Below are 26502 nucleotides of genomic sequence, written 5' to 3'. Positions count from 1 at the left end.
GCAAGCGCGGCGGTCCGGGGGCTGGCCCGGGCAAGGGCGGCAATTCGGGAGCCGAGCGCGCAATGGGCGCGGTTCTGTTTGCGTTGCTTCTGGCAGCATCGGCCTTGTTTGCCTTCCAGGCATGGGAGGCGGGGCGCGCCGAGTCGATCCGCGAGAATGCCGCGCGTACGGCAGCCCAGGCGCGCCAGGGTCTGGCCGGCTTCATCAGCGAAGTCCAGCGGGAGCTCGGTGAAGCCCTGCTGCATCCGGAAGTGGCGTTGTACTTCAGGGCCGGTGGGCAGGGCGACTCCCAACGTGCGCTGGCGGCCATTCGCGAGCGCATGCCCGAGGTCCTCGATGGCCGCTTCCTGGTCGGTGATGCGTTGACCGCCATCGGCTCCGACGTAGCCAGCTTCGGGTATGCCAACGCGGAAATGCTCCTTGCTGCCGCGCGCTCCGGTGCGCCGGCGCCCGCGCAGGTCCATGGTTCGGCCGGTGGCAAGCAGGAGCTCGTGCTGGTCAATCCGGTGACCACCGATGGGCAGATCGTCGGCTTCGTGCTGGCCAAGATCGCATACGAGGCGCTGCGCGTCGCATTCAGTGAACTCGCTGCCGGGGGAGTCGAGCTGGCGCTCATTCAAGGTGCGACGGGCAGTGGTCAGGCGCTCGAGGGCTCGCAGGTTGACGTGGTCAGCATGCTGCCGATTCCAGGAGCCATGTTGCGCATTGGTTATCGCGTCCCCGAGCCATTCATTCTCGTCGGGCCGGGGTCGTCGTTTGCGAACGGTCTGGTTGCATTGTTGACGTTTGCGGCCGCATTGGCGCTGCTCTTCGTGCGTCTGAAGCCGGAACTCTCGCAGCGGATGCGCCTAACGTTGCGCAAGCCGCCGCCCGCAGAACCTACGCTTGCCGAACAGGCAGCTGCCAGCCCGCGCGAAGCGGCTTCGCCACCCGCCGCAGCCGAGCCCGCATCGCCGGTGGAAGCGCCGCCCGTTGCCGCCCAGGCCGTGAGTCCTCCTGCCGCGCCGGTGCCGAAGCCTGCGGCCATCGACCGCAGCATATTCCGCGCCTACGACATCCGTGGGGTCGTCGGGCAGACCCTGACGGTCCAAGTGGCGCAGTTGATCGGCCAGGCGGTTGGATCCGAGGTTCGCGCGAAGGGGCTGCAGACGGTCCTTGTCGGTCGCGACGGGCGTCGGAGCGGTCCGGAACTGGCCGAAGCCGTGATCAAGGGGCTGTTGGCAGCCGGCTGCGACGTGATCGACATCGGCGCGGTGCCGACGCCGCTGCTGTATTTCGCCACGCACGATCTGAATGCCGGCTCCGGTGTGATGGTTACCGGCAGCCACAATCCGCCCGAGTACAACGGGTTCAAGATCATGGTCGGCGGAGACACCTTCGCCGAGCAGGACATCCAGCGCTTGTACGCGCGCATCGTCGAGGACCGGATGGAGCGCGGCCGCGGCGCGCTGACCCAGATGGACCTGATCGAAAACTACATCGAGCGGATCTCGGGCGACATCCAGCTGGAGCAGCCGCTGAAAGTAGTCATCGATTGCGGCAATGGCATCGCCGGGGCGATCGCACCGCGCCTGTTCGAAGCGATCGGCTGTGAAGTGGTGCCCTTGTACTGCGATGTGGACGGGAGTTTCCCGAACCACCACCCAGATCCCAGCGACCCGCGAAACCTGCAGGACCTGATCGTCACGGTCAAGCAGATGAAGGCGGATCTCGGTCTGGCTTTTGACGGCGACGGCGATCGTCTCGGCGTGGTCACGCGGAGCGGGCAGGTGATTTACCCGGATCGTCTGCTGATGCTGTTCGCGCGCGACGTCCTGGTGCGTGCGCCGGGCGCGACGATCATCTACGACGTCAAGTGCACTGGCCATCTGTCCGGCGTGATCCTTGGTCACGGTGGCAGTCCGATCATGTGGAAGACCGGGCACTCCCTGATCAAGCGCAAGATGAAGGAGACCGGGGCGGAACTCGCCGGCGAAATGAGCGGTCACTTCTTCTTCCAGGAGCGCTGGTATGGATTCGACGACGGTTTGTACGCAGGCTGCCGCCTGCTCGAGATCGTCGCCGCCGACGGCCGCGATCCGGATGAGATCTTCGAGGAACTGCCGCAAGGCGTCGGCACGCCGGAATTGAAGGTGACGATGGCCGAGGGTGAACACTATCGCTTCATCGAGAAGTTCCGCGACCGCGCTCGGTTCGATGGCGCACGCATCACCACCATCGACGGTGTCCGTGCCGATTGGTCGGACGGCTGGGGGCTGGTGCGCTGTTCCAACACCACGCCCAGCCTGGTCTTGCGATTCGACGCGGCCGACGGCGATTCCCTTGCGCGAATCCAGGGGGTGTTCCGGGCCCAGTTGCTGGCGGTCGACAGCAAACTGTCGTTGCCCTTCTGATTCCCGGTCCCATTGCGCTCGGTTACGGTCTCTCTGCGGAGCGAGCCCTATTTAAATCAGCAACTTGCCGCATTTTTCTGGTTCGACGAGCGCCTTGCGGGCGGCTTGCGGCGTTCAGTCATGGTTGATCATTGGTTCAGAATGCAGTAGCTTTCGTGTGCTGTTACGAGTGTCGGGGCCGTAGAGCCCCTCATGCGCCTTGTGGGCTGGACGGCGGAACGCCGAGGGAAAAAGAATCATGAAACTGGGAATTGCGAAGGTCTCATGCATCGCGCTCGCGATGATGACGGCCGGTCTGGCCCACGCGGCCAAGGGGAATCCTTCAGTCCTGCTGAGCCAGGGTGACCGTCAGGTGCGCTCACTGTCGGGCGTGCCTGTGGCGCCGAAAGGCTCGGTGGCTGGCGTGTCCGTCGCCGGAATCCGGAGCGTCGATGGACTCGACGAAGCGACCAACGATGTGCTCGAGTTCAACATCGGCGCGGGCAACGCGGTGACCGGCATCAGCTGGGACGTAGGCGTCGCGTCGGTAGGCCTGAGCTGGCTCTCGGAAGCCGTCGTACAGTTCTCCAGTTCCACTGGTAGTGCCGATCCGAACGCGATCAACCTGACCGTCGGAATCGGCCAGAATGCCCCCGGCGACATGGAATTCAGCAGCGGTGGCGTGATTGCGTTGTCCAGCATCCCGTTGAACGACATCACCGTCGGCGCGGACGGCATCCTGCGCCTGCAGTTCTTCGAATCTTACGATGACGGCGCGGGCGTGGACGCCAACTGGCGCGACGCCGTCATGCCGGCCGTCATCGCCGGCATTGGCCTCACCTGCACCAATCAGGCTGCCTGCGACGCCGCCGTCGGTGGCACCCCGGTGCTCGACATCGGCACGGTCACCGGCACCGATGCGTGCTTGTCCGTCCCGGCCAACAACAACGGCATTCCGGAGCCGGGCGAGACGCTGACCTTCAACATCCCGTTGAATGCGGCCGGCGGTGCCTTCACCAACGTGGTCGGCACGCTGTCGACTGCGAGTGCGGGTGTCATGATCGTCAACGGCGTGGGCAACTACGGCGCCATCGCCGACGGCGGTTCCGGGACCGCGGCCTATACCGTGCGCCTCGATCAGAGCGTTGCCTGCTTCTCCGCGCTGGACTTCACTCTCAACGTGGCCAGCACCGAAGGCAATTTCAGCTTCCCGGTGACCGATACCGTCGGCTCGGCCGCGATCACTTACGCCGGGCTGCCCGGGACCATTCCGGACAACAACCCGGCCGGCGTGTCCAGCACTGCAACCGTCGCCAACATGGCCGGCCCGATCACCTCGGCGCAGGTGCGCGTGAACGCCACCCACACCTGGGTGGGCGACATCGTCATCACGCTGACCAGCCCGGGCGGCACCACGCTGACCCTGCTTGATCGTCCGGGCGTGCCGGCGGGCACCTTCGGCTGCGCCAATGACAACATCAACGTCACCTTCCAGGACGGCGCGGCTGATCCGGAAGCGGTCTGCGCCGCGTCCGGCGCATGGCCGGTGACCACGGCTGCTCCGGTGAATGCGCTGTCCGGGCTGAACGGCCAGTCCGGCAACGGCAACTGGACGTTGACGATCAGCGACAATGCCGGCGGCGACACCGGCAGCCTGGTCGATTGGGAACTGATCCTGACGCCGGCGCCGACCGGCACCTGCACCGTGTGCCCGCTCGCAGCCGACCTGTCGGTCACGCTGGCCGATGCTCCGGATCCGGTTACCGCAGGCACCAACCTGACCTACACCGCGGTTGTCAGCAACGCGGGTCCGGACGCTGCGCAGAATGTCACCGTGACGCTGCCGGTCCCGGCCAGCACCACCTTCGTCTCCGGCACGGTCTCCTCCGGTGGCAGCTGCGCCGGCAGCCCGGTTGTCTGCACCCTGAGCGGCCCGCTGGCCAATGGTGGTTCGAGCACGATCACGGCGACCTTCGCGGTCTCCGCCTCGGCGGTCAGTGGCAGCACGATCAATGGTTCTGCGACGGTGGCGACGACCACGGTCGACCTGAACCCGGGCAACAACACGGCGTCCGCGACGACTGCGGTCTCCACGCAGGCGGATCTGTCGGTGGCGATCACCGCCTCCGCCACGCAGGTCTTGGTGAACGAGCCGGTCACCTTCACGGCAACGGCCACCAACCTCGGTCCGAGTGACGCGCAGAACGTGGCGGTGTCGATCACGCTCTCGCCTGATTTCCGTTACACCGGCCACACCGCTGCGGGCGCGAGCTGCACCGTGCCGCAGGTGGGCAACTCCGGCGTGATCACCTGCACCTGGGCGGGCGCCACGGCCCCGGCCGCGCAGCGTGTGATGTCGGTGGTCGCTTACAGCAACAACGTCAACCTGAACTCGGTCCGCGCTTCGGTCGCAGCGGGTACGGCCGATCCGGTCGATCCGAACAACTCGGCGGGCGTGACGGTGCAGGTGGGTGAACTCATCGAGGAAATCCCGACGATGGGCCGCACCGCGCTGCTGCTGCTCGGTCTGATGCTGGCGCTGGGCGGCATCGTCGCCATCCGTCGTCAAAGCTGATACCTGAGTCACTGTTGTAGATGAAGGAGGGGCGGCCGCGAGGCCGCCCCTTCTGCTTTATGCGACCACGCTCGGAATCCGCAAAGCGAGCGATCTCCTCCGCGTCGTCGCGCGCTGCCACCAGCCGCTATGATCTGCCCCATGAGCGAACAAACTCCCCCCCTGCCGCTGGTGCGGCTGAAGACCGAGCGCCGATCCAACCATCCCTGGATCTTTCAGAAGATGGTCGAGAAGCCGGATCCGAAACCGCGTCCTGGCAGCGTGGTCGACATTGAAGACCGTACCGGCGAATGGGTGGGCCGCGGCTTTTACAACGGACACTCACGCATTGCCCTGCGGGTCCTCACCGAGCGCCATGACGAAGCCGTCGACGCCGACTTCTTTCGTGCCCGCATCGCGCGAGCGCTGGAATTGCGTCGCGACATTCTGAAGCTCGACGAGGTCACCGATGCCTATCGCGTGGTGCATTCCGAAGGCGACGACCTGAGCGGGCTGATCGTTGATCGCTTCGCGGATACTCTGGTGATCGAGTACTTCTCGGCCGGCATGTGGAAGCAGCGCGACGTGATCCGTCGCGCGCTGGCGGAGCATTTCCCGCAGCATCAGTTCTACTGGTTCGCCGAGGAGCATGTCGCGAAGCAAGAGAGCTTCGACTGCTCGGTGCCGGCGCCGCCGCCACCCACCACGATCCGCGAGCATGGCCTGAGCTTCAAGGTAGCGCCCGGGCTGAAGCACAAGACCGGCTTCTTTGCCGATCAGCGCGACAACCGCAAACGCCTCGGCGAGTTCTCGTCCGGCAAGCGCGTGCTCGACCTGTGCTGCAATTCCGGCGGCTTCGCCGTCTACGCGCGTGCGGCGGGCGCTAGCGAAGTGGTGGCAGTCGACCTCGACGAGGAAGTGCTGGAGATCGCCAAGCAGAACGCGCGCTTGAACAAGGCACCGGTGCGCTTCGTGCACGCCGACATCTTTCCCTGGCTGCGCGATGCGGCGAACAACGGCGAGCGCTTCGACACCGTAATCCTCGATCCGGCCAAGATGACGCGCGATCGCGAGCAGGTGATTCCGGCGTTGAAGAAGTACCTGGACATGAACAAGCTGGCGCTCGGTGTGGTCAAGCCGGGCGGCATCCTGCTGACCTGTTCCTGCACTGGCCTGGTCAGCGAGGAGCAGTTCCTTGACATGATCCGTCGCGCGGCCTTCTACGCGAACCGCACGGTGCAGATCCTCGAAGTGCGTGGCGCCGGCGCCGACCATCCCTGGCTGGCGCATGTGCCGGAATCGCGCTACCTGAAGTCGGTGTTCTGTCGCGTGTACTGAGGGCCAGTCGCTGCGGAATGGCTCAATCAAACGTGGAGACTCCGAGAGCGCGGAACAGCCACGGGGACCCCGGTCGTGATACGGCGTCAGACGCAGTTTGCCAGCCTGTCCGACGTCAGTCCCACAGCAATCTTGCGGCGCGCCAGAGCAGCCCGAACAGCGGCAGGGTCGACAGCAGGAACAGCGCGAAGCGCACCTTGATCACGTTGCTCATCGCCTGCCACAGGCTGTGGACCACACGCAGAAAGACGTAGGCCCATGCCAGGAGCAGGCTGGTCTGCGACGTATCCCCAGCCAGCACCAGCGCCAGCACGAGCGGATAGAAAAGCGTCGGCTGCTCCATCAGGTGGTTGTAGTTGTCGGCCTTCCAGCGCACCCGCGGGGGCAGAGTGGCCATCTGCTCGCCACGTGGCGCGTTGGGGTCCAGGCGCATGCGCGCCTTGAGGATCGCCGGGATTCGCGTGGCGTACATCCACAGCCACATCACCAGGGTCCAGGCGACCAGCGCAACCACGGGGCCGAGCAGCGGATTCGGGGTCATGGTCATCGCTCCTGTTGGTTCATTCGATACTGCGAAAACCGCGGTGCGCCCGGTAGAGCCAGAACCGCCATCAGCGGGCGTCCGTCGCCCGCAGCACATGCACCTCAAGGCTGCTCGGCTGCTGCGGTCCACGGTGCAGTCGGTGGGTGGCGCGCACATAGTCTTCGGCCTTGGCCGCATGGATGCTGGGCACGTAGCGCTGCGGATTGCGATCGATGAACGGGAACCAGCTCGACTGCAGTTGCACCATCACGCGGTGGCCGCGCTTGAAGGTGTGGAACACGTCGTTGATTGCGAAGGAGACCTCCGTGGGCTGGTCCGGCGTGAACGGCAGCGGGGTCTCCCAGGATTCGCGATACCGCCCGCGCATCGGCTCGCCGCGCACCAGCGTCTGCTGCCCGCCGCGGTTGCGGCGACCCGATTCGTGGTCGCTATCGTCCCAGCCCTGCGGCTCGCCGGGCGCCACGTCGATCAGCTTGACCACGACGTCGGCGTCGGTCTGGCTGGTGCTGAACCACAAGTCCGCGTGTAGCGGCCCGGCGAAGCTCAGGTCTTCGGCCAGTGGCTCGGTCTGGTAGACCAGCACATCGGGACGGCGCGCGGCAAAGCGGAGCCACCAAGGCCGCCGATCTGACCGGCTTCCCCAACTTGTCGACTGAATGGTTGGCGTTCACTAGCTACTTCGGCACACGCACCCTGCTCGCGTTCACCCACGGCCGCGGGGTCTTCCGTGTCGCTCTGGCGCTGTCCGCCCCGCCGAAGATCTTCGCCGGCTACTTCGAACCGTGAGTGTGACTCAATACTCCCTGCGTTTCAGGGTGAGAGGTTTGGCGCTCCCGCGAGACTACTGCTAACTTCCTCACTCTCCCTTGGCTCCCGATCTTGATGGACTGCGTTCGTTCCGTGACTGTGCGCCGCCTGGCGCAGTGCATTCCTCTTGTGTGGTTGCTGGCCAGTGGAGTGGCGTCTGCAGACGCGTGGTTCGAGGCGCAGTTTCCGCCGCCGCAGGTGGCCGCAGTCGTGCCGATTCCTGCGGAAATTCTTGCCGATCAATCTCTGATTTTCGTCAGCGAGGAGCACGCCAAGCTGATCGATCAACGCCGGAACCTGGCGGCGCTGGGTCCGGATCTGATGGGGGAGCAGGTCAACCTGCAAACCGGCGCCTTGTCGTTTGTGCATACGGATATCGATCTGCCGGGCAACAGTGGATTGCCGGTGCGTTTGCTTCGGCGTTTCACGGTCGAGCCGAAACGCGGGAATGACAATCTCCGTTTGGCGGCGTTTGCGGATTGGGAGATGGATGTGCCCTATTTGTCGGGCACGTTCGCTGCGTCCACAGGTTGGGTCGTGTCGGCTCCCGGTGGGCACACGATGCAGCGCTGTGCAGTGCCGCTGGCGATACAAGCGGTGCCGCCGCAGGTTCCCCCGAGCGATTATCACGGCGATCCGACCGCCAGTTTTCAGGCGCATGAGTACTGGCATGGCTTTCAATTGCATGCACCGGACGACGGTGGCGAGTTGCTGTGGGTCGATCCGGCGAGCACGCAGCCCAAGCCGAGCACTGGCGGTCCGTATTACTGGGCGACAAACGGCCGCTGGTTCTTCAGTTGCGCGGGGAATGGCGAGCAGTTTGTTGGCCACGCGCCGGATGGCCTGCGTTATTACTTTACGCACTTGGTATCGCGGCCCACCACGCCGGTGATCGCGGATCGCTCACCCGCCGAGCTGGCTCGGGTTGAGGTACGGTTGATGCTCACCCGTGTCGAGGACCGCTTCGACAATGCAGTGACCTATACTTGGGTCGGCGACCGGTTACAGAGCATCAGCGCCACCGATGGCCGCGCCATCACGCTGAGTTACAACAACAATGGCCATGTACAAAGTGCGAGCGACGGCGTTTCGAGCTGGATCTACGACTACACTGGCAGCGGCAGCGGGCCGACCTCAAACCACTCGCTTGGCAGTGTCGCACTGCCGGATGGCAGTCGTTGGGACCTGCAATTGGCGGCTCTCGCCAGTGCGCGCCTGTTGTATGAACGCGGCGATGAGAGCCCGGCCAATTGCTACGGGCGTGGCGAGCCCATCAGCGGCAGCTACAGCGGCAGTTTGACGCACCCCAGCGGGGCCACCGCGAGTTTTACCGTGGCCCCGCAGATGCATGGGCGTACGCAGGTGCCGCGAGTCTGTATCAACGAGGGGCCGGCCGGGCCGACCTCCGATGACTACTCGTGGTACACGCTCAGCTACGATGTCCTGAGCTTGCAGCAGAAGACCCTTACGGGCGCGGGCCTGGGCAGCCTGCAATGGACCTATCGCTACCACCCGAGCTTCTGTTTCGTGGTGGATTGCGGAGCCGCGCCGGACTATTCGCAAACGACAATCCAGGGCCCCGACGGCGAGGTGCTGCGCTATCGCTTCGGCACCCGCTTTCAAGGCAACGAGGGCAAGTTGCTGCAGGTCGAGCAGGCCAGCGGCCTGTTGGGAGACACGCTGCAGGGCGTGCTCCGGACAGAGACATCCAGCTATCGGCTGAGCGAGGGCGGACAGGCGTATCCCACACCGATCGGACTATCGCCGCAATATCGCGGCGATGCCTTTCCTGCCGAGCGCTATCTGCCGCTGGAGAGCAAGGTGATCGCCCAGGATGGCGCGACCTTCAGCTGGCAGGCCACGACCTTCGATGCCTACGCGTTTCCACTGAGCGTGATTCGCAGTTCCAGTCTCGGCCACGGCAAGACCGAACTGACCAGCTATGCGCACCACACCGGGCACTGGCTGCTGGGGCAAGTTCTGCAGATCGACGTCAACGGCAGCGAAGTCGCCCGTGCGGTCTACGACCCGGTGACCGCGCAAATGCGCGAGGTTTATCACTTTGGTCAACGGCAGCAGACCCTCACCTACCATCCCGAGGGCATGGCGCATACCCTCACCGATGCTGTCGATCAGACCCTGATCCTCAGCAACTGGCAGCGCGGTATTCCGCAGCAGATCGATTATCCCGATGGCAGCACGGCGACCGCCGTCGTCGACAGTCGCGGCCGGATCACCTCACGCACCGACGAGGAGGGACACGTGCATGTTTACGGCTACGATCCGCTGGGTCGACTCACTTCGATCAGCTACCCGAGCGCCGACACAGTAGCGTGGTCGCCCACAGAAATCGCCTACACGCGCCATACCAGCGCCGACTACGGCCTAAGCGGATTGCACTGGCGACGCACCGAAAGCACCGGCAGCCGTGTGCATACCACGTACTACGACGCTCGCTGGCATCCCCTGCTCGAGCGCCGGGTGACGCTGACTGCCTACCCGGTTGGGTCGGTCAGCGACTACCTGCTCGTACTGCAAGGTGTGCGAACGCTCTATGACGTGCTGGGCCGCGTCACCGAAACCCACACCGATTCGGAGCTGGGAGAGCTGACCACCCAAACGGACTACCTCAGCCCGTTCCGGATGCGCTTCACCGATGCGGACCACTATGTCACCACGACCACCTATCAGGCCTTCGACCGCCCTGAGACCGATGCCCCGCTGCAGATCGACAGCCCCGAGGGGGTGACCACCACCTGGGCGAGAAACCTCTACGGCAACCCAATCAGCCTAACCCGTAGCGGCACCTGGCTGAACCCCGACATCCAGCAGAACGAAAGCCTCAGTCAAACGCGCCGATTCGTGTACGACGCCCAGCAACGCCTGTGCAAAATCATCGAGCCGGATGCAGGCGTCAGCATTTTCCAGTACGACGCCAAAGGCCGTCTGAACTGGCACGCGCTGGGACAGAACAGCCTGGACTCGACCAGCGACTGCCAGCAGGGGAATGTCCCGGTCGGTGAGCGTACCACCCAGCACTATGACGCGCGGGATCGCACGTTAGCGATCGACTACCCAAGCCCGACCGACGATGTGGGCTTCACTTGGGCCGCAGACGGAACTCAACTCACCGCCACCGTCGGACAACTATCCGGCACCGCACCGGTGTCTTGGGCAAGTCAGCACAACCAATGGACCTACAGCTACAACCACCGTCATCTGCTGGAGAGCGAAGCCCTCGCGGTCGATGGTAAGAGTTTCGCGATCGACTGGACCTACAACCCGCATGGCGACATCAGCCATCTGCGCTATCCCGGCGGCCTGAGCGTGGCTTACACCCCTAATGCCTACGGCGAAGCCCGCCAAGTAGGCAGTTACGCCAGCAACATCCACTACCACCCGAGCGGCCACCTGGCCGGGTTGAGCTACGGCCACGGCGGCACTCGCAGCGTGCTGCTCAACGCCCGCCAACTGCCCGAGCGCATCACCGACCAGCACAACAGTGGTGTCCACCTCGACCACCAACTGATCTACGACGCCCGTGGCAACCTCAGTCAACAGATCGACGGCGTGGTCGGCGCATCAGAAAGCCGCCAGATGGGATATGACGGTCTGAACCGCCTGACGGCCGTGCATGCCACCCCGAGCAGCGGCAGCAGCACTGAAAGCTATGCCTACGACCCGCTCGATCGCCTGCGGCGCACTGTGCAGCGCGGCGTGGACCGCCGCTACGACATCGAATCCGGCACTGGTCGCCTGAGCCGCATCCGCACCATTGGCAGCCCTCATGACATCAGCTTCGGCTGGAACACCAAAGGCGAGCTGAGCAGTCGCACGCGTTGGCGCACCAGCCCGGGAGATGGCGCACCCGATCGCATATTCAGCAACGGCTTTGAAGAGACCCTGATCTCCAGCACCGAAACCTTTGTATTCGACCACGCGCACCGCCTGAACAGCCCGCTACCCAGCATCCAACACCGCTACGACGCCCACGGCCACCGCGTCAGCACCACCGAGGCGATGTGGGGCACCCGCTGGCAGGTCTACAGCCGCGCCGGACAACTACTGAGCACCGAAGACAGCGGCAACCAGACCCGCATCGACTACTTCCATCTCAACGGCCAACTGATCGCCGAACGCCGACTCCCAATGAGCGGCGGCGGCGAAACCCTCAGCTACCTGCACACTGACCATCGCAGCAGCCCGAGCGTCAAAACAAGCAGCACCGGCATCGTCATCCAGCGCAGCATCGCCGATGCCTACGGTGCCCCGCAGGACGGCATCTACCGCGAAGGCCCCGGCTTCACCGGCCACGATACCGACCCCGACCCCCAACTCATCTACATGCAACAGCGCTATTATGACCCGGTGGCAATGCGCTTCATCAGCCCAGACCCCGTCCCCGCCAATGCGCTGAGCTTTAATCGATACTGGTATGCCAATAACAACCCGATAACGAATGTCGATCCTGACGGACGGGATGCCGGCAGTTTTTATACAAATGCCAGGTACCAGATGGCGCAACCGAAACTGTCTCCGACTGAGGCAAAAGTTGCGATTGCCGTACAAGTTGCAGTCTTTGCCCTTCCGCTCGCGATCGATGCAGCTGTAACGGCGTGGTTGGGGAATGCAGCGACGGCGAACACGATCGCTGCCACCGCATTGGAAGCAGGTGCGGGCGAGGCATTGGGAACCACGTCGCTCGTTGTTGCGACCACGGTTGGTGCAAAGGCAGTTGGGGAAACGTTTGAAATAATTGACGGTGTTCGTCGCGCCAAAGCAGCGGATTTAGTCGGGAACGCTACAATTCCCGGGACGGTCGCGGGAGGGGGCGCGCAGGATATTCCTGTAGCCGCGCTACTCTCTCCTAATAAGTCATCTATCGACGTTTCGACTCCCGTTGCAATGGATCGGTATATGCGAGTTCAGGAGGCTACGCAAAATGGTGTCGTCCTCCCGCCAATTCAAGTTCAACCGGGAAGTCGGGGTACGCCAATCAAAGACGTGGATTTCGATCTTGATCCGCAGTGAAAGGGAGCGTCAGCAGGGGGTTTCTGTGAAAAGTAGTGATATCCTGGTGTTGCACGATCTTATTGTCTGGGCGCGCTGGATGGTGGAATCGAACATGTCAAACAAGGAAATTGGACGCTTCCTAGATTTGGCAGACTATGTTGGCGGTTTGCTCAATGAAGACGTGAGGGATAGAGCGAGGATCGTCGGTGTGCTGGAAGAAATATCGGCGAAGTTCGGATGTTCAGCGCCGATGAATCATTTGTCAGAGTAGGCGCGCGCAAGCCGGGGTGACTAGGACGGGGCGGCCAGCCCTCGTCGGTCAAACTCACGAAGCTCAGGACAACCCGGACTAACACCGAGGCCTGCATCCGCGGGCCTCGCTGCATTTGAGCCGGTGCGGTCTGCTTAGCGCGCTGGCTGAGCGAGCAGCGAGTCGAGCACCTCGCTGACGACGCGTTGGCGCGCCTTGGGAAGTGCGCTGATGCGCTCGAGTTGCAGTTGCAGCTTGGGCACGGGCCCGCGCTTGCCGGTGCCCGTCTTCACCGTGACCGGCGATCCGATGAGTTCTTCCACGCTGACAGCAAGCTGCTCGGCCAGGGTCGGCAGCGCGCCGGCGAGCAGACGCAGCCGCCCGGCCTCGTAGTGCGCGAGGGTCTGCTGGGCGACGCCGAGATGTTCGGCAAGCTGGGTCTGCGTGAGGCCGCGCGCCTTGCGCAGCGCGGCGATGCGCTGGCCCAGTTCGACGTAGAAGCGGCGCTCGGCGGCGGAGACGGCCATGTCGGTGGCACGGAATGGCGATGGAGCCACGATAGGGTTCCTTTGCGGAGTGACGGGGCTTGATACTCTCTTGCAGAATACTCCGTGAGCGAGTTATTTTCTTCGCAAACCCCTTGACAGGTTTTTCGGCCTGGAGCCCCTCGATGCCCACCTCCGCGAAGTCACGCGTGCCATCTTCGGCCCCTGCCGATCCCGCACTTTCCGCGCCGTTGCTGGCTTCCGGGGTCGCCGAGGTGGTGTCCGAAGACGACATCCGCTTCTCCCGTGCCGGCCGCGCGTACCGGGTGCGCGGTCTGGCGCGCAACCTGTCGGCGGAGTCGCTGAAGGTGACGCTGCGGGTGTCTTCTGGTGATCGGCTGTACCTGGACACGCTGGACCTCTATCAGGCCCGTGGCCGGCACAGCTTCGCCAAGGGTGCTGCGGTTGAGCTGGGCGTGGCGGAGGAAGCGATCGCGGGCGACCTGTCGGCGCTGGTGCTGGCGCTGGAGCCCTTGCAGGAGGCGGCGATCCGCGGTGCGCTGGCGCCGGAGGCTGCGCCTGCGCCGACCTTGTCGCCAGCCGATGAAGCGGCCGGGCTTGCGCTGTTGTCCGATCCGGCGCTTTGTTCGCGGATCGTGCGCGATGTGGAAGCCGTCGGCGTGGTCGGCGAAGGCGACAACGCGCTGGTGGCCTACCTTGCGATGGTGTCGCGGCTGCTGGACAAGCCGCTGGCGGTGCTGATCCAGTCGACCTCGGCGGCCGGCAAGTCGACGCTGATGGAGGCGTTGCTGGGTCTGATGCCGGCCTCGCAGCGGGTGCATTACTCGGCGATGACCGGGCAATCGCTGTTCTACCTCGGCGAAGGGGATCTGAAGCACAAGATCCTGGCGATTGCCGAGGAGGAAGGCGTGCGCCAGGCGGCGTATGCGCTGAAGCTGCTGCAGTCGCAAGGCGAACTGACCATCGCGAGCACTAGCAAGGATCCGACCACCGGGCGGCTGGTGACGGCGGAGTACCGGGTGCAGGGGCCGGTGATGCTGTGCCTGACGAGCACGGCGATCGACATCGACGAGGAGTTGTTGAATCGCTGCGTGGTGCTGACCATCGACGAGACGCCGGCGCAGACGGCGGCGATCCAGCAGCGCCAGCGGCAGGCGCGCACGCTGGCGGGGCTGCAGGCGAAGGTGCGCGGCGATGCGGTGATATCGGCGCACCGGGCGGCACAGACGCTGCTCCGACCATTGGCGGTGGTGAACCCGTATGCGGAGCAACTGTCGTTTGCCTCGGACCGGGTGCGGCTGCGACGCGATCACGCGAAGTACCTGGCGTTGATCGATGCGATCGCGCTGCTGCACCAGCACCAGCGGCCGGTGAAGCGCGTGGCCGGCGGCGTCGAGTACATCGAAGTCCAGCCGGCAGATATCGAGCTCGCCAACCGGCTGGCGCATGCGGTGTTGGGGCGCAGCCTCGATGAGTTGCCACCGCAGACGCGGCGGGTGCTGACGGCGCTGGATGGCTGGGTGGCGGCGCAGTCGCAAGCACAGAGCCTCGCGCGCGGAGCGCTGCAGTTCACGCGCCGGCAGGTACGCACGCTGCTGGGGCTGTCGGACACGCAGTTGCGGGTGCACCTGGATCGTCTCGTGACGCTCGATTACGTGCTGCAGCACGGCGGCCGGCCGGGCCAGCGGATGAGCTACAGCCTGCTGTTCGATGGCGATGCGGGCAGCGATGCGCCGCAACTGATGGGCCTGAGCGAGGACTTCGAGCGCGCGGATGCCAAAACCTCGCGGGGTCAAAGCGCAACCTCGCGGGGTGAACTCCCAACCTCGCGGGGTCCGGAGCCCCACCTCGCGGGGGGATCGCGGCCCGTTCGCGGTGGGGTTGCGGGGGGCTTGCGGGGTGGCCAAAAACCGCTGCGAGCCAGCACTGACGCGGCTTTCTGCGGTTCGGCATCGGTTCCACCGCAAAAACCGCATCGCGGGAACGGTGCGGCGCCATGATCGCGGTCCGCCAGCCGGGCCAGAGCACCGCGCGCTCGCGGCTGCTGGACACGCCGCGCACGCCGGACAGCGTGGCGGCCTGGCTGCTGCGGCATCTCGATGCGCTGGAAGTGCGCCAGATCAGCCGCCAGAGCCTGACCGTGCGTCGCTCCCATCTGGCGCACTTCAACGCCTGGTGCGTGGAGCACGGCCTCGAGCGGCCGCGGGACGTCACGCACGCGCACGTGGAAGCCTTCCAGGGCCATCTGTACCGCTATCGTCGGCGGGACGGCCAGCCGCTGGCGGCGAGCGGCCAGGTCAACATCGTGGCGGCGGTGAACGCGTTCTTCAGTTGGCTGGTCAAGCATCGCCACCTGCCCTCGAACCCGGCGGCCGACGTCGAGTTGCCGCGGGTGCCGAAAGGTCTGCGCGATCCGCTGACGCTCGCCGAGGTCGAGGCGGTGCTGGCCTTGCCGGACATCGGTTACGCGCAGGGCCTGCGCGACCGGGCGATGCTGGAACTCTTGTACGGCACCGGCATCCGGCGCATGGAACTGGCGGCCCTGAACGTCAACGACATCGAGCGCGAGCGCGGCACGCTGCATGTGCGCCGCGGCAAGGGCGGCAAGGGCCGGTTCGTGCCGATCGGCGAGCGTGCGCTGGCGTGGGTGACCAAGTACGAGCAGGACGCACGGCCGATGCTCATCGGCGTGGTGCACGATCCGGCGCTGTTCCTGAACATCGACGGCAAACGCCTGTCGATGAACGCGCTGAGCTGGCGGGTGCGCAGTTATCTCGACAAGGCCGGCGTGCACAAGGCCGGCGCCTGCCACCTGTTCCGGCACACCATGGCCACCGCGATGCTGGACAACGGCGCCGACGTACGCCACGTGCAGGAAATGCTCGGCCACGCCGACATCGGCACCACGCAGCACTACACCAAGGTGTCGATCAGCAAGCTGAAAGCGGTGCATGCGGCGACCCACCCGGCGGCGCGGTTGTTGCGGGAAGGCTCGGCGGAGGATGGCGAGTAGACCGGGCCATGCAAGCGAGAACAGAGATCCATCCTGGTTCATTGGGAGGACAACGCGTGTCCGTGATCGGCAGCGACAGCGCACAGAGGTCGGGGGCTGTCCACGCGTTGTCCACGGCCTGCGCGCAGCGCAGCCCGGTGAAGGGGATGCTTCAACACATCCCCGTAACCGGGGTAGCGGTGGGCAACGGGTGGGCAGGCCGGCGCGGCGGCGATCGCAGCGGCTGTGCTTCGACTGCGGCCCCGCGGGCGCGGCTGAACTGCGTTGCAGCCGACGCCGAACAGGCCCTTCGGCCAGCCCGAGGGAAAGCCAAAGCGCGCTCCGACCGCGGCTCGATCGCCGACGGCCGCGCCGACCCCAGCAGCCCCCATCCCCGTGTCGCCGCGGACGTCCGCGCTTCGCAGGAAGCCCACGGCGGCGGCTCACGGGGCTATCGGCGGCCCTCAGACATAGCGCGTTGTTAGCCGCAGGCGTCCTGCCTGTTCGGCGCGGCGCGCGGCATCCATGCCGCGCTCACAGCGCCGCGCCCGTCCAACCCGCGCTATGTCAACGGGCCGCCAGCGCATCCATGCGCTTGCTGATGCGCGCCGCTCCTGCGGCGCAGTTGGCCAGCGTCCTGCGGCAACAGCCTGCGCGCCATCCATGGCTTGCTGCTCGGCTTCGTGCGGGCTCGCCAGTTGCGCGCGGGCGGGCTGCACGGCTTCGGCCAGCGCCGGTGCCGCGCGCCCGGCAATACCGAGGCCGCCGGCAAGACGTACCGCAAAGCTCGCTCACCGGAAGTCCTTCGTAAGTTGCTCGCTGTTGTCGTCGCAGCGTAGCACCGTGCTCGCCGCGTCAATGCCGAGCCCGCTGCGCGGGTCGCTGCGCGAGCATTGACACGACTGCGCGCGGTGCTGGCGAGGGGACGCCAACAGCGATCAAGCCGATCGCCGGGCATGCCTGGAGAATCGCCATGAAACCCACCCCGCGCCGCGTCACGCTACAGTTGCCGCAAGAGTTCATCGATCTGTGCAAGGCCGACGGTGTCGAACCCGAGTTCGTGCTGCGCGGCTTTATCGCTGACCTGTGTGGCCTCGGTAGCCCGGGCACGGAGCCGCGCACGGACGGTTACCAGACCAACGGTTCGGACGAACGCATGTACGCCCGGCAGTACTACCGGCGCGTGGGCTATCCGTGGTGGAACGCGCCACCGGAGTGAACGGCGCACAGCGCCAGGCGCCTGGCGGCGCCTGGCCCCGCGCTGGCCGGCCTGCGCGCACTGCGCGCGGGAGTCGCCCGCGCTCCGCAAGACCACCCCGGCCCGCGCGCCGCCACCGGCCGCACGACGCGGGACGCGCCGCACGACCGGCGGCCCGATCGGAGCGCCGGCCAGAAAGTGCTTGACGAAGGGGCCGCCTGCGAGCGAAAAACCGCCTCAAGGGCAAAACGCGGTTCGAGGGAGGTGCATCAAGGGTCGAAAGCGGCGAAAACCCGCAGCCCATCAAGGGGTTGGCGCATCGGTGAGGCGAGTGCACGTCGGCTCACAATGAATATGCCAATAACAATCCGATGACTAATGTCGACCCAGACGGGCGCATGAGTGAAATGGCGGCCGACCGTTGGGCCGATACGGTTGGGGCAAATCCTGAGGTTTATGCGCCGGCTGCTCCTTATGCAGCGGCGGCTGCGTTATTGATTGGTGGCGGACCGGTTTTGGCGGCGTTGGGATCGGAGGCCTTGGCGGCAATCCGGGTCGGCGCCGGAGTTGCACAGAATGCGAGAAGAGTCGAAGAGATCCATAAACGTCTCGATCCTATTGCACAGCGACAGCGAACGACTGCGCGATTAGAAGTTAAGGAAGGCAAGGCCGTGGTTGCTGGAGGAAAGCGCGACCTTACGCCTGCGCAACGCGATTCCCTCACTAAGAACGAAATCGCAGCTAGGGACCCCAAGCTTCATGCGGAACGAACGGCATTGAAAGAAGCAAAAGAACAGGGGTTATCTCCTTCGCGGATGAACGCGACTCGTGATTTTTGTGCGGAATGCAGGCGGGAGATCGAGAACAGCGGTGGCAAAATCACGGGGTCGCGATCGGCCGAATGGGATTAGTATGCGAAAGTTCGTCGAAGAAGAAGTGCGCACCAGGCTGCAAGGGATGGCGCCGCTTGCGCGAGGCACCGTTGCGCTTTGTGCAGCCTTGCGGCTATTGCCCGCCATCCGGTTCGGTGATCCTGTTCGAGCGGGGAGCATTCCGCGAGTTGTGGCGGAACTTTCATCTCGATTAGTGACGGCGATTACTTCCACCGAGGTTGATACAGGGGAGCTACGAACTGTTTCGGATTTGGCCGGGCGGCTGGTAGGTGAATTGCCTACTGCGGACAGTGCACTATGCGATGAAGATGCCTATCTTGATGACGCTTGCATTTGCTTTATATACGCGGCTCAATCGATGGTGAGTCCAGAATCAGATGATGCGCTCAATGCTCTAACTACTGCCTATAACGCTGTAGATCAGTGGGCGATCCGAGAAATCGGAGGTAACGTGATTGACGAAGGCGCTATTTTATCAAGCCCCGTTGTGCAATCCGAGTTGGATCGCCAATCGCAAGACATCAGCCTGCTTGAAGCAGGTGCCAGTACAGAGCGGCGGCAGCTGGTCATTAGCCGTGCACGGGAACATCTTGCCATTCCGGTGCAAGTGAAGCGCGTTCAATAAATAGAGTGTGTTAGGCGAGGATTCGGACGCTTAGAAAACACCGAGGCCCGGTCTGATTGGCGCAAGAATCAGCGCTCATCCCACGAGGGCTCAACGCAAGGGTGGTCTCCGGCACTCAATGGGCGGAAAATGTATTGTGGCGTCCACGGGAATGTGGGAGTTGAGATCAAGAGCTCATTCAATGGACTTGTCGGACCACATTCACAGTATTCTTTCGCAAATGGGTGATCAGAATACATATCTGCCATCCATCGAGGGCGTTGAGGAAGTGCATCTAGACGTTTACGTAGCCAAAATGGTGTTGGGCGACGGATATAAACGCCTCGACATCGAGCTTTCGGCAGACGATATTCAACGCCTCTTTGTCCTTGGCGCCGGTGTCCGCGTATCGATCGTGGATTGAGAAGAGAGAGGACATGCACAAGAGCGCGCGCACGCTTTTTAATGGCGATGTGGGCATCGCTCTTGACAGGGGCTATTAACGCGGCAATCAAATATATTACTCGTCGAGCATAGTGAACCGACGCATTCGGGCGCAACTTCCCGCGCTACTCCGGCCGATAGTGCTTGCGCGTGAACTCGCGCGCGAAGGCCAGCAGGTCCGGCATGTTGGCGACGGCGGACACCAGCCAGCCCTGTTCCTTGCGCGCACGCTGGATCCAGCGATAGGCGTTGGCGTAGTAGCTGGAGTTTTGCTTCTGGCGGTCCCAGTTGGCCGGGATGTTCAGCGCCAGGGTGCCGCCGCCGCCGGCATGGGCGAGTGCCTGCGAGCACACCTCGATTCCGGGCGTGCCCTTCTCGTCCGCGGTGTCGAACATGGTCGAGGCGCCGTCGTCCGAGACCACCAGGATGTGCGTCGGGCGCTTGAGCTTGACCCGCCCGGCGTGGGTCTCGCGCAGCGTCGGCAGCGGGAACTGGGTGCCGCCGCCGTAGTAGCCGGTGAGGATCTTCAGGCACTCGTCGGCGGAGCGTACGAAGCCCGGGGTGCTCATCACCTGCTGGCGGCTGGCCCACAGGGTCACCTGCACCGCCGCGCCGGCGCGCAGCGCCGACAGGCAGATCACCGCACCGGCGAGTGCCGGCCAGGACAGTAGCGTGGTCGGGTTGGGCATCGAGCCGGAGCTGTCGACATACAGGTCCAGGTCCAGCGGACGACGTTGCGGCTCGCTGCCAGGTTGTACCCCGTAACGACGCTGCACGGTGGTCAGGCCAGGAATCGGCCGCGGACTCAGCGTCAGGCTCTCGCGCCAGTCGATAAGTTCCAGCGGATCGCCCGCTTCCCACGGGTCCAGGCCCTCCGGCAGCGGGTCCGCACTCTGGCTGGCCGGCAGGCTGGGGAAGGGCACCAGGTAAGGCCGCGCGCGCTCCGCGTAGTAGCGCATCGCCGCCTGCTGGCGATCCAGCTTGAGCCCGGCCAGGCGCAGCAACTCTCCATACTGGTAGGGATCGCGTGCCTGACCCTGGCCGCCCTGGCCCTGGGTGGGCTTGCCCGGGGCGGGCGACTTGCCATCTTCCCCGTCCTCGGCTTCGGGCGCCTCGCCCAGGTCGTCGTCCAGCGCGGGATGATGGATCGGACCGCTCTCCTCAGGATCCATCCCGGTCAGGCCCTCGGGCTGGCCGCCCTGACCGGCATCCTTGGTGTCCATCAGCTGCTGCAGTTTCTCGCCGGCCTGCGCGTCTTCGATCAGGTAGGGCAGGACCAGCAAGGCGAAGCGCCCGGCGCCATCCAGCCAGTGCCGCGCATGGTGGCGCACCAGCCGCGCGGCGAGGCGGGCGTCGAGGTCGATCGCCTCGTCGGTGATCGCGGTGTCGGCCTTGTACGCGGCCGGCATCACGACGTCGTCGGTGCCCGATGTGGCATCGGTGGCCGGCTTTGCCTGCGCGCCCTTGCGCGGTTTCGCCTCCATTGGCGCCGGGACTGCGCCGGGCGCGGCCGGCACCAACTCGCGCCCGCACAGGCTGCCGCGCTCCATTCCCCACAGCAGTTCGTAGATCCGCAGGTACAGCGTCCACAGCTTGCTCGCCTTGCCCTGCTGACTGCCGCGCACCACTGCCTGCATCAGTTCAGGCAGGCGCAGCCCGGCGCTGCGTGTCAGGCGGTCGTTGATCAGCAGGTCCGTGTACAGGTTGGCGATCATCGGCGCGTGCTGGGTCATCGACGGCAGCGCCGGGAACATGCGTGCGAGCGAGCGGGTGTGCTCGCTGATCGAGGCCGGCGCGTAGACGTGATGGCCGATCTCGTGCGCCAGCACTTCCACCGCGTAATCCTCGATGCCGAGCTTGCGCACGCCTTCGAGGTCGATCACCACGGTCTGGTCGACCAGCCGGATCATCGCGAAACTGCCGGTCAGGCCCTGCGCCGCGGCTGCCTTGCTGCTGTCCAGCAGCAGCGGCGCCTTGAGCCGGGTGTACGGGCTCCACGCCGCCAGTGCGTCGGGCCAGGCCGCCGCCCAGCGCTCGGCCAGCGTGGGCTGTGCGGCCTGCTTCACGGCGCGGGCAGCGCCAGCAGGGTGGCGGCGTGCGACCAGGCGTGGGTGAGCAACAGCAGGTCGCGAGTGGCCACGGTGCTGGTGATCGCCCCCTGGTCGGCGAAGGACTGGCGCAGGCCGGGGCCGGTCAGTTGCACGCCCTCGATACGCCAGCCGGGCGGCAAAGTGGTCGCCGCCGGCAACGCGCCCTCGCCATGCGGCTGCAGGCTGTGGCCATAGGCATCGGCATACAGCGCGAAGCGTTGGCCGCCCGCGTGCAGGATCACCTCGCCGCCATCGAGCGCCGCCAGCGGCGGTTCGGCGAAGCGTCCGCCGAAGCCGACGAAGGCGCCGACTTTCGCCACCACGCGCGCACCGCGCACCGGCGGCTGGTCCGGGCGATACCAGCGGTCCGCGCGCAACTGGTCGAGCATCGCGTCCTGCCAGTCGCCGATGGGCACGCCGAAGGCGATCGCCAGCAGCTCGCGCTCCAGCTTTCGCGCGCGTTCCAGCGCGCTGTCGCGGTAGTGCGCCAGGCCGTGGCGCCAGGCGGCCACCTGGCCGGCGCGCAGCAGTTCCTCGGGCGAGCGCGCGCGCGGTGCCAGCGCGGCCAGGGTGGCCAGCCAATCTCCGCCGCCACCGTGCGCGCTCCAATGGACGAGGGCATTGGCCACCGCGGTCAGCAGCGCCGCCGGCTGCAGCGCCAGCAGCGCCGGCGCCTGGCGCGCCAGCACGCTCCACGCGTGCACGATGGCGCTGGCGCGTCCGCCGGGTCCGATCCAGCGCTGCCCGAGCAGCGACAGCGTGGCGTCGTAGAGCGCGTCCACCGTGGCCGGCAGCGCCGAGGGCTGCGCCTTCGCCACGGCCGCGCAGATCTGGTCGACCGGCCCGGCGAGCAGCTCGGAAAACGCGGCCGGGTCCAGCCCCGGCCAGCGCTGCTGCGCCAGCACGAAGCGCCGGTTGAACTCGGCGCGACCGCCGCGCAGGACCTCGCCGAGTGCGCTGCCGACGGCCATCATTGCGTCAGCCAGCGCAGGTAGTTGGTGTAGCGCTGGTGCAAGGATTTCAGCAGCAGCAGATCGTCATGCAGCGGCCCGTAAATCTTGCCGCCCTTGCCGATGTGCGCGATCTGCCGCTCGATGCGCGCCAGCCGCTTGCGCACCTCCGCTTCCTCCACCCCGTCCAGACCGCTCTGCAGCTCCGCGGCAAGTTCCGCGGTGACGTCCTTGCTGTCCAGTTCCAGCCGGTCGTACTCCTTGCAGCTGGTGTCGAACAGATGGCGCAGCCAGCCGATGCGGTCGCTGCGGAAGCCGGTGTGCGCCGGCGCCTGGAAGAAGGGCGAGTCCAGGTCCGGCTTGAGCTTGTCGTTGAGCACGAAGGGCAGCACCTGGCGCAAATCCTCCAGCGACACCTCGGCCGAGCCGCGGAACCAGGCCAGCGCCTTGGCGTAACTGATCAGGGTCATCAGGTTGCGCACCGACAGGCCGTTCCTGGTGTGGCAGCCGAGGTCCTTCAATCGGTCGCGACCATCGTCCTGCGCGGTCAGCCAGGTCCAGTCGGTGCCGGCCAGCCGCGCGGTGTCCTTGCTCTTGTACTCGAACTGCTCGCCGGCCACGTCCATGTATTCGAACTGGCTGGCGAAGAACTCCAGGCGCCGGCGTACCGGTGCGGGCATCGGCACGCCGCGCACCTCCTTCGCCATGCGCCGCATCTCCTCCTCGCTGAAGATGATCTCGCGCGGGACGAATTCCTCCGGGCGCGCGTCTTCCTCGATGCGCGTCAAGAGCTCGCCGAGGAAGCGGGGATTGAAGGCGAGCGCCTGGACGATGACGTCGATGCGGTCGCGCAAGGCCTCGATCACCTGGTAGGTGCCGCCGCCCTGGTCGTCGTTGGCGGTCAGGTACCAGGCCGCCGGCGGGCATTCGTAGATCTGGTCGAACTGCTCGGCGTAGTTGTCGCCCATCAGCGTCAGCAGCGCCGACTGGGTGCGCGTCGGGATGCGGTTGTATTCGTCGATGATCTTGACCCGCATCGACAGCCAGGAGCGCCAGGCCACGCGCACCTTGGCCACGCTGTCGGCGTTGATCAAATCCGATGGCAGCGGCTGGCCGAGCAGGTCCGACACGGTCATCTGCGGCTGCCCGCGCTGCATGCCGCGGCGCACCTCGCGCACGGGGTAGCCGGCGATCACGCCCATCAGCACCGCGCTGGCGGTCTTGCCGCGCCCGGGGCCGCCGATGAACAGGCATTTGCGCTGGGTGGCGAAGGTCAGCAGCGGCAGCAGCACGAAACTGGAATAGCTCTGCGCGCTGGGCAGTGTCAGGCGCGCCTTGCGGTCCCCCAGCAGGAACTCCTGCGGCGGGCCGTCCAGGTACTCGATGTCGTAGTGCGGCGAAATGATCGCGGTGTTGACGATCCAGAAGTAGGCCTGGCGCAGTTTCTCGTCCAGCGGCAGCGCCGCGGCGGCCTCGCCGCCCGCCACCACATCCGCCGGCCCGCGGTAGAGGTCCGCCACGTCGAAGCGCTTGGGCGCCTGGGTGGGCTTGGGGTTGGTCGGCGCCGCCGACAGGCGCTGGAACAGCTTGAGCATGGGCGCGTACCCGATGGGACTGCGGAGCAATATGCCACGCAGGGGCGGCCCGCGGCGGGCCGCGTGGTGGCCCTTCCGGCCGCCGCGCCGGTATCTGCAGTCGCGCGTCAGCTGCCTTCGAAACCATCCGCAAAGACCGGATCGAAGGGCTCGCAGCCGACATCTGCGCGGCCTTGCTTCAGCGCGTAGCGCCCGTCGGTCGAGACCGACTGCGAGGCGCGCGCGAGCGTGGCGACAAGGCCGTAGCGCCCGTCTTCGCTTGTGGCCTGGGGGCGGATCTCAGCGTCCAGGCGATAGCGGCCGACCTCGTCAGCATCGGCCGCGGGTGCGCCCGCGATGCAGGCGATGATCGCCAGCGCCCGCATCCAGGGCGCTCGTGCCCGTAGCGCCGCCAACATGCGCTCAGTGGCGGCCATGGCGCAGTGCCTCCAGGTCGGCACGCAACGCACGCAGTTCCTCGCGCAGCGCGTGCGAGTCGCCCTCCAGTCGTTCGATGGCCTGCTGCTGCAGCGAGGCCTGCGCGGCGAGTTGCTGCGCCGCGCCCGCGAGCAATGCGCTCAGGCGTTCGTACTTGACGCCCTCGACTTGTCCCTGCGCGTTGCGTGTCACCAGGCGTTCGTCGATGCGCGCCACCTCTTCGGCGACAAAACCCACATCGGCCATCCCGCCTTCCTTCCACACATAGCTGACCGGGCGCAGGCGCAGCACGGCATCCAGGCCCAGCGGCAGGTCCTGGATGTCGCGTTTGTAGCGAGCGCTGGACGAGCAGGTGGACAACTGGCTGGAAGCGTTGCGGCAGACCGCCGTGGACCCGGCGGCGCCCAGGGTGTTCAGGGTCAGCGTGCCGTCCGCGCCCAGGGTCATGCGCGTGACATTGCCGTTGGTGCGGAACTGCAGGGTGTTGGCCGGCGAGTAGACGATGGCGCCGTCCGACAGCCCGCCGCCCGGTTCGCCGAAAGCGATGCCGCGCTCCTCGGCATCCGGGGTCAGCACGCGGATGAAGGCATCGGTATCGCTCTCGAAGCTGGCCACGGTATTGGCCGACGGCGACGCCGGCTGGGCGATGCCCGAGTCCCCGGCGACCGCGTTGAAATAGCCGCGCGGGCGGCGGGTGTCGGTTTCCCCGGCGATGACATCCTGAAACACCACGCCGCCACGGCTGCGCGCGAGGAACTGGTTGCTGCCGGCCGAAACAATGGTCTCGATGCCGCCAGCGGTGCCGCGGTCAGCCCACAGGAAGGTGCCGCTGTCGCCGAAGGTGCCCACCGCCGGGATCGCCCCACAACTCGCGCCGGAGCCCGAGCCCGCGCGCACGATCGCGCCGGCTCCGGCGGCGAAGCTGAACGCGCCACCGGCGCAGTTGCCGACCCCGCCGGGGACCGTCGCAGCCGAACCGCTGGCGATGTTGTTGGTGCCGCCGCCGACGACCGGCTGGAAGCCACTGGCGATGTTGCTGACGCCGCCCGCCACCGTCGCCTGGTTGCCCTCGGCGGTGTTGCCATTGCCGCCGGCGATGGTGGCGGCATTGCCGCTGGCGAGATTGCCGAATCCACCCCCGATCGTCGCGGCAAAGCCGCTGGCCTGGTTGGTGGAACCGCCGCCGACCGTGGCGAAGTGCGCGAACTCACCCCCGGCGGCGTTGCCGGCGCCGCCGCCGATCGTGGCGTAGCTCCCCGAAGCCACCTGCGGGCCCTCGCCGGGTACATTGGGGTCCGGGTCGCCCATGGGCGTGCCGCCGCCGCTGATGGTGACGCCGCGCCGGCCGGCGACGATGCTGTTGGCGTGCGATCCGCCGAGCACGTTGTGGGTGATCGGCAGGCCGCCGGTGAAGATGTTGGCCGGGTCCAGGCGCAGGCTGCGGGCATTGGCAGCGCGCAGCACCAGCGGCTGCAGGTCGATGGTGCCGAGGAAGTTGAAGTTCGGGTTGGTCAGGGTGTCGCCGGTGGCGGACCAGCACTGGCCGATGGTGGGTGCCGCCACCGCCTTGGTGCGTTGCGCGATGCGGCTGAATCCGGTGCTGCCCGGGCCGCGCACCGACAGTTCCACCCAGGCCTCCGGCGGGCTGCCGTCCGGCAACTCGAACGCAACCTCAAAGCGGCCCTCGCGCACCTCGACGGCGGGAAACTCGAGCGCCTGCGCCAGCGCCGCGCCGGCTTTCTCGGCCGGGAACACGCGCAGCTGCAGGTCGTAGCGACCTTGCGCGGCTTGTGCGCCGTCGGTCAGCCATCCGTCGTAGCGGAAGGTGTCAGCCGCCGCAGCGGCCGGTGCGAGCAGCAGGAGGGTGGCAAGGCGACGCATGGGCGGCTCCGGGATGGATGGTCCCCGGCAATACCCGGTCTGGCGCGAACCTCC

At 66.1% G+C, this 26502-nt stretch carries 21 protein-coding genes; 13 read left to right on the top strand and 8 right to left on the bottom strand.

Going from position 1 to position 26502, the window contains the following annotated elements; genetic code table 11:
• The first annotated feature begins 62 nt into the window (after positions 1-62).
• The 3 genes from IPK27_15755 to IPK27_15745 all read left to right on the top strand — a co-directional run bounded on the left by IPK27_15755 (position 63) and on the right by IPK27_15745 (position 6264).
• Positions 63-2393 carry a phosphomannomutase/phosphoglucomutase gene (locus tag IPK27_15755; protein ID MBK8069017.1) on the top strand — a complete coding sequence of 777 codons (2331 nt, stop codon included), beginning with the start codon at positions 63-65 and terminating at the stop codon, positions 2391-2393.
• A 238-nt stretch (positions 2394-2631) separates the two neighbouring features.
• Complete coding sequence (locus tag IPK27_15750; GenBank protein MBK8069016.1) at positions 2632-4947, top strand: proprotein convertase P-domain-containing protein; 2316 nt, start codon at positions 2632-2634, stop codon at positions 4945-4947.
• A gap of 141 nt (positions 4948-5088) precedes the next feature.
• The gene (locus IPK27_15745) at positions 5089-6264 is read left to right on the top strand and encodes a class I SAM-dependent rRNA methyltransferase (protein ID MBK8069015.1); all 1176 of its coding nucleotides are present in this window, start codon (positions 5089-5091) and stop codon (positions 6262-6264) included.
• 115 nt (positions 6265-6379) lie between these two features.
• Here the strand turns inward: IPK27_15745 and IPK27_15740 are convergent, their stop codons facing one another.
• Positions 6380-6805, bottom strand: coding sequence for an MAPEG family protein (locus IPK27_15740; protein ID MBK8069014.1), 426 nt, complete (start codon positions 6803-6805; stop codon positions 6380-6382).
• A gap of 70 nt (positions 6806-6875) precedes the next feature.
• Positions 6876-7466 carry a CocE/NonD family hydrolase gene (locus IPK27_15735; GenBank protein MBK8069013.1) on the bottom strand — a complete coding sequence of 197 codons (591 nt, stop codon included), beginning with the start codon at positions 7464-7466 and terminating at the stop codon, positions 6876-6878.
• On the opposite strand from IPK27_15735, the gene IPK27_15730 reads away from it, so the two are divergent.
• The 3 genes from IPK27_15730 (at position 7454) to IPK27_15720 (ending at position 12899) form a co-directional block, all read left to right on the top strand.
• Entirely contained in the window at positions 7454-7594 is a 141-nt protein-coding gene (locus tag IPK27_15730) for a hypothetical protein (protein MBK8069012.1), read from the top strand. The two genes, IPK27_15735 and IPK27_15730, sit on opposite strands and share 13 nt — an antisense overlap.
• Before the next feature lie 96 nt (positions 7595-7690).
• Positions 7691-12646, top strand: coding sequence for an RHS repeat-associated core domain-containing protein (locus tag IPK27_15725; GenBank protein ID MBK8069011.1), 4956 nt, complete (start codon positions 7691-7693; stop codon positions 12644-12646).
• Positions 12633-12899 carry a hypothetical protein gene (locus IPK27_15720; protein ID MBK8069010.1) on the top strand — a complete coding sequence of 89 codons (267 nt, stop codon included), beginning with the start codon at positions 12633-12635 and terminating at the stop codon, positions 12897-12899. Before IPK27_15725 ends, IPK27_15720 begins: the two co-directional genes overlap by 14 nt.
• Positions 12900-13033: 134 nt before the next feature.
• Here the strand turns inward: IPK27_15720 and IPK27_15715 are convergent, their stop codons facing one another.
• Entirely contained in the window at positions 13034-13405 is a 372-nt protein-coding gene (locus IPK27_15715) for a helix-turn-helix domain-containing protein (protein MBK8069009.1), read from the bottom strand.
• A 209-nt stretch (positions 13406-13614) separates the two neighbouring features.
• On the opposite strand from IPK27_15715, the gene IPK27_15710 reads away from it, so the two are divergent.
• From IPK27_15710 to IPK27_15680, 7 genes are all read left to right on the top strand, one after another.
• Positions 13615-15384, top strand: a complete 1770-nt coding sequence (locus IPK27_15710) for a hypothetical protein (protein ID MBK8069008.1) — start codon at positions 13615-13617, stop codon at positions 15382-15384.
• Entirely contained in the window at positions 15381-16397 is a 1017-nt protein-coding gene (gene xerC / locus IPK27_15705; GenBank protein MBK8069007.1) for a site-specific tyrosine recombinase XerC, read from the top strand. The genes IPK27_15710 and xerC overlap by 4 nt, the downstream gene beginning before the upstream one ends.
• Positions 16398-17044: 647 nt before the next feature.
• Complete coding sequence (locus tag IPK27_15700; GenBank protein ID MBK8069006.1) at positions 17045-17215, top strand: hypothetical protein; 171 nt, start codon at positions 17045-17047, stop codon at positions 17213-17215.
• A gap of 134 nt (positions 17216-17349) precedes the next feature.
• Positions 17350-17595 (top strand): hypothetical protein, encoded by a 246-nt coding sequence (locus IPK27_15695; GenBank protein MBK8069005.1) that lies wholly within the window; start codon positions 17350-17352, stop codon positions 17593-17595.
• Positions 17596-17972: 377 nt separating this feature from the next.
• Entirely contained in the window at positions 17973-18485 is a 513-nt protein-coding gene (locus tag IPK27_15690) for a hypothetical protein (GenBank protein ID MBK8069004.1), read from the top strand.
• Between the two features lies 1 nt (position 18486).
• Complete coding sequence (locus tag IPK27_15685; protein ID MBK8069003.1) at positions 18487-19092, top strand: hypothetical protein; 606 nt, start codon at positions 18487-18489, stop codon at positions 19090-19092.
• A 181-nt stretch (positions 19093-19273) separates the two neighbouring features.
• Positions 19274-19495, top strand: a complete 222-nt coding sequence (locus tag IPK27_15680) for a hypothetical protein (GenBank protein MBK8069002.1) — start codon at positions 19274-19276, stop codon at positions 19493-19495.
• Between the two features lie 145 nt (positions 19496-19640).
• On the opposite strand, the gene IPK27_15675 is transcribed toward IPK27_15680, so the two are convergent.
• The 5 genes from IPK27_15675 to IPK27_15655 form a co-directional block, all read right to left on the bottom strand.
• On the bottom strand, positions 19641-21581 hold the full coding sequence (locus IPK27_15675) for a VWA domain-containing protein (GenBank protein ID MBK8069001.1): 1941 nt from the start codon (positions 21579-21581) through the stop codon (positions 19641-19643).
• Positions 21578-22576: a hypothetical protein gene (locus IPK27_15670; protein ID MBK8069000.1), complete on the bottom strand. Its 999-nt coding sequence runs from the start codon at positions 22574-22576 to the stop codon at positions 21578-21580. The genes IPK27_15675 and IPK27_15670 overlap by 4 nt, the downstream gene beginning before the upstream one ends.
• Positions 22576-24150 (bottom strand): AAA family ATPase, encoded by a 1575-nt coding sequence (locus tag IPK27_15665; GenBank protein MBK8068999.1) that lies wholly within the window; start codon positions 24148-24150, stop codon positions 22576-22578. Before IPK27_15665 ends, IPK27_15670 begins: the two co-directional genes overlap by 1 nt.
• A 107-nt stretch (positions 24151-24257) precedes the next feature.
• A complete protein-coding gene (locus IPK27_15660; GenBank protein ID MBK8068998.1) occupies positions 24258-24566 on the bottom strand; it encodes a hypothetical protein in 309 nt (102 codons plus the stop codon).
• Complete coding sequence (locus tag IPK27_15655) at positions 24553-26448, bottom strand: tail fiber domain-containing protein (protein ID MBK8068997.1); 1896 nt, start codon at positions 26446-26448, stop codon at positions 24553-24555. Before IPK27_15655 ends, IPK27_15660 begins: the two co-directional genes overlap by 14 nt.
• Positions 26449-26502: the final 54 nt, after the last annotated feature.

It is taken from the genome of Rhodanobacteraceae bacterium (assembly GCA_016713135.1).
Lineage (GTDB): Bacteria > Pseudomonadota > Gammaproteobacteria > Xanthomonadales > SZUA-5 > JADKFD01.
This window is presented reverse-complemented; position numbering and strand designations above follow the sequence as displayed.

What these genes read in the sequence shown, in the direction of transcription:
- IPK27_15755 (MBK8069017.1), top strand. Translation starts at nt 63, where the DNA reads ATGGGCGCGGTTCTGTTTGCGTTGCTTCTGGCAGCATCGGCCTTGTTT.
- IPK27_15750 (MBK8069016.1), top strand. Translation starts at nt 2,632, where the DNA reads ATGAAACTGGGAATTGCGAAGGTCTCATGCATCGCGCTCGCGATGATG.
- IPK27_15745 (MBK8069015.1), top strand. Translation starts at nt 5,089, where the DNA reads ATGAGCGAACAAACTCCCCCCCTGCCGCTGGTGCGGCTGAAGACCGAG.
- IPK27_15740 (MBK8069014.1), bottom strand. Translation starts at nt 6,805, where the DNA reads ATGACCCCGAATCCGCTGCTCGGCCCCGTGGTTGCGCTGGTCGCCTGG.
- IPK27_15725 (MBK8069011.1), top strand. Translation starts at nt 7,691, where the DNA reads ATGGACTGCGTTCGTTCCGTGACTGTGCGCCGCCTGGCGCAGTGCATT.
- IPK27_15715 (MBK8069009.1), bottom strand. Translation starts at nt 13,405, where the DNA reads ATGGCCGTCTCCGCCGCCGAGCGCCGCTTCTACGTCGAACTGGGCCAG.
- xerC (MBK8069007.1), top strand. Translation starts at nt 15,381, where the DNA reads ATGATCGCGGTCCGCCAGCCGGGCCAGAGCACCGCGCGCTCGCGGCTG.
- IPK27_15695 (MBK8069005.1), top strand. Translation starts at nt 17,350, where the DNA reads ATGAAACCCACCCCGCGCCGCGTCACGCTACAGTTGCCGCAAGAGTTC.
- IPK27_15690 (MBK8069004.1), top strand. Translation starts at nt 17,973, where the DNA reads ATGAGTGAAATGGCGGCCGACCGTTGGGCCGATACGGTTGGGGCAAAT.
- IPK27_15685 (MBK8069003.1), top strand. Translation starts at nt 18,487, where the DNA reads ATGCGAAAGTTCGTCGAAGAAGAAGTGCGCACCAGGCTGCAAGGGATG.
- IPK27_15680 (MBK8069002.1), top strand. Translation starts at nt 19,274, where the DNA reads ATGGACTTGTCGGACCACATTCACAGTATTCTTTCGCAAATGGGTGAT.
- IPK27_15670 (MBK8069000.1), bottom strand. Translation starts at nt 22,576, where the DNA reads ATGGCCGTCGGCAGCGCACTCGGCGAGGTCCTGCGCGGCGGTCGCGCC.
- IPK27_15665 (MBK8068999.1), bottom strand. Translation starts at nt 24,150, where the DNA reads ATGCTCAAGCTGTTCCAGCGCCTGTCGGCGGCGCCGACCAACCCCAAG.
- IPK27_15660 (MBK8068998.1), bottom strand. Translation starts at nt 24,566, where the DNA reads ATGGCCGCCACTGAGCGCATGTTGGCGGCGCTACGGGCACGAGCGCCC.
- IPK27_15655 (MBK8068997.1), bottom strand. Translation starts at nt 26,448, where the DNA reads ATGCGTCGCCTTGCCACCCTCCTGCTGCTCGCACCGGCCGCTGCGGCG.